The organism is Methyloparacoccus murrellii (assembly GCF_054657115.1).
This window is the reverse complement of sequence record NZ_BAAHXD010000084.1, coordinates 1-3,887: the sequence shown is the minus strand read 5'-3', so window position 1 is coordinate 3,887 and position 3,887 is coordinate 1. Positions and strand designations below refer to the sequence as shown.

The following is a 3,887-nucleotide window of genomic DNA, read 5'->3' as shown; positions in this document are numbered from 1 at the left end:
CAGGTTTTGCTCCTACACTCAACCTCATGGGCATCGAATGGTCGAACGGGTGGGTTGGCGTGCCGCTTCTGCTGCTTGCGGCTGCCCTGTTGCTGATGCTTGTGCTGGCGATTGCCAACAAGATCCATGAGAAGCGCCACCCGCCGAGGCGGATGGTCTGCGGGACCTTCCTGATGCCTGCGCCGAGTCTCCAGGTGGAGGACCCCCTCTTGCGCGACTGGCAGGAACTGACAAAGCGGCCCGCGACGTACTCCACGCCCCGTATGTGGACACCGAAGGGGTCAAGACGATGCTGGAGGTAGCTGGCCCTACAAGGGCCAGTAGCTGACAACCCGACGAGAAAAAGAGAGGTGGGTATGAAACGAATGAACCTGCTTGCTATCTGCGGTGCGATCTCGGTGGTATTGCTGGCAGGCTGTGCGGTCTCGTCCCCGGTCAAGAAGATCAGCGAGTCGGAATCGGCATTCAGTGATGACCCCGCCAGCCGGATCAAGCCCCAGAAGGGGAGCCCGGATATCTATCGAATCTACGACCGGGCAGCGACTGGCTTTGTCTCGATTGGAGCCGTGCGCGAGGGGCTTGAAGAACGGGCACGCAAGTTTTGCGACGACAAAGCAAAAACCCTCCATGAGCTGGAGTCGGAACAATCCGATCCGCCCTATATCCTCGGCAATTTCCCCCGCATGGAGTTGATTTTTACCTGCGACACCAAAGCCCAACCGAAAGCAGCTGGAGCGCCACCGGACAAATATGGCGAGCTGGAAAAGCTGAAGCGCCTACTGGATACCGGCGCACTGACAGAGGCAGAGTTCGACTCAGAAAAGCGCAAGGTACTCGGGGTGCCATAGTCACGGCAGTCAGGGCACATGCTCAACTCTTCTTTCACCCTGCCCATCATCCTGCTCAACGATGGAAATTTGTAGGCTGGGCGCCTTGAGATCGTCGACAACCACTGAGGCCGCCGCGACCAAGAACAGCATGCGTCCGGTCCGCCCGGGTCAGGTTCTGCGGAAAGAGCTCCTGGTCCCGCTCGGTTTGAGCGTTGAGGTTCTGGCCCCCCGAGCTGGTCGTGCCCGTTTCTCGAATTTTGGCTGTCATCCAGGAGGTCGATGCCCGTCTGGCCATCCTCGTGCTGGTTGTCGAGGTTGACCCCGGCGCTGTGCGCAAACCCCATCTATCGCGCCAAACTAGATTGAGTGCCGGGCGTCGAGCACAACATCTCGGGCAGCCCTGCGGGAGGAAGAGTCAGCCAAGGCGCGGGAGCGGCAAGGAACAAGGACCGACCTGGAACATTCAGGTCAATTGACCGTAACGGGAAATAATGGAGAGACCCGCGACATCATCGCCAAGAAAGCAGGGCTGGGGCCTTTTGGCCCGCTCGAACGGGTGAACACGGTTATGCGGCCAGCATGCAGTCGCTCATCGAGATCGACAAGGTCAACGAACGGTTCGATCGGATCGAAACGGATCTGCCGTATCAGCCCAAACTCATTTGGGTTGCCACGCGGCGTAGCTGATAGCCTGCTCGCGCATCGCAGGGTTCCCCCACCTCACTCGGCGATGAAGTGCCGCCGGCCCCCGGCGGTGCGCCTATTCTGATCTAGCGGTTTACGGCGTCTGCCAGCGCCTGCCCCGGTCGAAACTTCACTACCGCCCGCGCAGGGACCTCAACCGGCGCACCGGTCCGCGGATTGCGCCCCGGACGTGCCGGGCTGGTCTTGACCAAGAATCTGCCGAAGCCTCGAAATTGGACGGTCTCGCCGCGCGATAAAGCGTCAGTAACAGCGCTTAGGAGGAGGTCGATGGTACGGGCGGCGTCTGTCTGGGTAACACCGGCACGGTCTGCAACATCAGCGACAATCTCAGCTTTGTTCATTCTGGTTTCTCGGTCTTGGTCGGCGGCGGCGGGTATGTCCGCCAGGGGTGATTCGGTGCTGGCGGATGGGCTTTCTTCGGGTTCGGTCGGCGACGGTCAGTCGCCAAAATAGCGGCGCGTGACGGGCATGAGGGTCTCGCCCTCGGCGTCCTCTTCGTCATCATCCAAACCCTCGGCGAGAATCGCCAGCGGGTCTTCGCTACCAGGGAGCGGAAGCCGTGGCGGCAAGGGCATCACAAGACCGTAGCGCCGGAGGATTTCCTGACCCAGCCAGGCGTGCTCAGCCGTGGTTAGCGGGCGGCCTAGCCTGACCGCGAGTGCCGTTGGAGTCGGCTCAAGCAGGCCGCCATCATCAAGCCGGGGCGGCCCGGGCATCGCAAGACCGTTGACCTCCAGAATCCGCTGGCCGACCCGCTCGTGGAGTTCACGCGAAATGAGACCCCGGATGGGGCGGTAGTCGACGTAGGACCGGCCAAAACCGCGCGGCAGATAAGATTTTGGGTAGGGCACTGTCAACGCACCAGAGAATACGGACTTTCGTTGTGGCGGCGCTCATCAACAGCCTGGGGGCGGACCAGCCGGAGGAATTCATCAACGCCGACGCCAGCCATCTTTTCGGCGATGGATTCGAGGGTCCAGGTCGGTTCTCCGCGCACAGTCATGGCGTCAGACGCGGGCAGCCAGCCTTTGCTGATCCAGGCGCTCACGGTGACCATCGCCGCCGAGTGCTCGTCCGCTTTCGCCCCGCGGTTCAATGAAGGCCGTCCGTTGCTGCTGGCGGTAAGCGGCCAGAAGCCGCTCTTGCTGCTGGGGGTTCAAGACGAAGCGCATCGGTCTGGTCCTCTTTGACGGCGTGGGCGAGTCCGCGAATTTTAGCCGCCCCGAGGACCGGCTGCGCGGCAAGTATCCGCTCGATCAGAACAGCACCGGCTTGAGCCGCCTCACTGATGATCAGAAAATGCCGGGCCAGCGCTTCCAGGGCGGCCATCTCCACGCGCGTAGAGGCATGCACCTTGGCCAGCGCGGCGTGGCCCTGTTTCTGGCTCGGATAGACCCCGCACAATGCGGCCGGCGGCAAGGAACCAGCAAAGCGGTACAGCCTGTGCAGGTCAGTTGGAAACCACGCGTTGACAGGCAGGTAGCTTTTGAAGTCCCCCGCCGGAGGGTAGTTGCCCAGCAAGTCGCGCAAGGTCGCAATGTCCTCGTTGCGCTCGATCTCGAACAATTTGCAGCCGGAGTAGGCTTCAGCGACGGTGTCGCAGAGCAGCAAAAACCAGGGACCACTGCTGGACTTCAGGTAGCCGATGCGCTTCCCCCGGGCGACTAGCTCCGCCGGTTCGGCCGTCGGGTCGGGATACGCCAGCTCGGCAATCTCGTGGGCGTCGACGCCAATCATGGTGGCCAGGTCTTGGTCGGAGACGGCGGGCGTGTGATTTGGGATCAGGCTGCGAATGACCGCCGCCGCGTCGATGGATTTCTTGGTAAGTCCGCTCATGATTCCAATGCCTCATAAAAGTCGCACGGGATTCGCTCCCGCCGGGCAATGCGGGGACCCAGATTTTGGATTGCGGCTTCCAGCAGGCCATTCAGCTCACACCATCGGACGAAGTCGGCATGCTCATGTCGCGTGTGCTCGTGATCATAGTGCCGCAGTTCCGCCAACAGTGCGTTGAGCTGCTTTCTCGCCAGCAGAGCGCGGTGCTGGTCAGTTTTGAGAGTCTCGAACTCAGCCACGGTCTTTCTCCACCAAAATAAGGAGCGCAGCGGCCATGCCGGGATGGCTTGAGCCCTGAAACCCATTGAGGACATCGCCCGCCGCGTGCTCGCGGCTGCGGCGGGAAACCTCCTGCTGGGCCTGTTCCAGGACCTCAATCGCAGCTTGAACCCGGTCTCCCAGCGGAATCGTCGGATCGGCGCGGCGGACCAGCCTAGCGATGACGGGCATGAGGTCTTCCATGTTGCCGGTCAAGCGTTCCTTCTGCGCCCGAAGCCGGCGGTAGATGGCCAGGAA

General features: G+C 61.8%; 9 protein-coding genes. 2 read left to right on the top strand and 7 right to left on the bottom strand.

The features are described from left to right. Both ACYQ1H_RS15220 and ACYQ1H_RS15215 read left to right on the top strand, forming a co-directional pair. Nucleotides 1–302: hypothetical protein (locus ACYQ1H_RS15220; RefSeq protein WP_460028891.1), on the top strand; the 302-nt coding region annotated here is incomplete at its 5' end. 54 nt (nucleotides 303–356) lie between these two features. Further along, the gene (locus tag ACYQ1H_RS15215) at nucleotides 357–848 is read left to right on the top strand and encodes an SHOCT domain-containing protein (protein WP_460028890.1); all 492 of its coding nucleotides are present in this window, start codon (nucleotides 357–359) and stop codon (nucleotides 846–848) included. 9 nt (nucleotides 849–857) lie between these two features. Here the strand turns inward: ACYQ1H_RS15215 and ACYQ1H_RS15210 are convergent, their stop codons facing one another. From ACYQ1H_RS15210 to ACYQ1H_RS15180, 7 genes are all read right to left on the bottom strand, one after another. Beyond that, nucleotides 858–980, bottom strand: a complete 123-nt coding sequence (locus ACYQ1H_RS15210; protein ID WP_460028889.1) for a hypothetical protein — start codon at nucleotides 978–980, stop codon at nucleotides 858–860. Between the two features lie 620 nt (nucleotides 981–1,600). Continuing rightward, nucleotides 1,601–1,912 carry an HU family DNA-binding protein gene (locus tag ACYQ1H_RS15205; protein ID WP_460028892.1) on the bottom strand — a complete coding sequence of 104 codons (312 nt, stop codon included), beginning with the start codon at nucleotides 1,910–1,912 and terminating at the stop codon, nucleotides 1,601–1,603. A 60-nt stretch (nucleotides 1,913–1,972) separates the two neighbouring features. Further along, nucleotides 1,973–2,386 (bottom strand): hypothetical protein, encoded by a 414-nt coding sequence (locus tag ACYQ1H_RS15200; protein WP_460028888.1) that lies wholly within the window; start codon nucleotides 2,384–2,386, stop codon nucleotides 1,973–1,975. A 2-nt stretch (nucleotides 2,387–2,388) separates the two neighbouring features. Further along, entirely contained in the window at nucleotides 2,389–2,631 is a 243-nt protein-coding gene (locus tag ACYQ1H_RS15195; RefSeq protein WP_460028887.1) for a hypothetical protein, read from the bottom strand. After that, a complete protein-coding gene (locus ACYQ1H_RS15190) occupies nucleotides 2,628–3,371 on the bottom strand; it encodes a hypothetical protein (RefSeq protein WP_460028886.1) in 744 nt (247 codons plus the stop codon). The genes ACYQ1H_RS15195 and ACYQ1H_RS15190 overlap by 4 nt, the downstream gene beginning before the upstream one ends. Then, nucleotides 3,368–3,610, bottom strand: a complete 243-nt coding sequence (locus ACYQ1H_RS15185; RefSeq protein ID WP_460028885.1) for a hypothetical protein — start codon at nucleotides 3,608–3,610, stop codon at nucleotides 3,368–3,370. The genes ACYQ1H_RS15190 and ACYQ1H_RS15185 overlap by 4 nt, the downstream gene beginning before the upstream one ends. Next, on the bottom strand, nucleotides 3,603–3,887 hold a 285-nt coding region (locus ACYQ1H_RS15180), incomplete at its 5' end, for a hypothetical protein (RefSeq protein ID WP_460028884.1). The genes ACYQ1H_RS15180 and ACYQ1H_RS15185, both read right to left, overlap by 8 nt.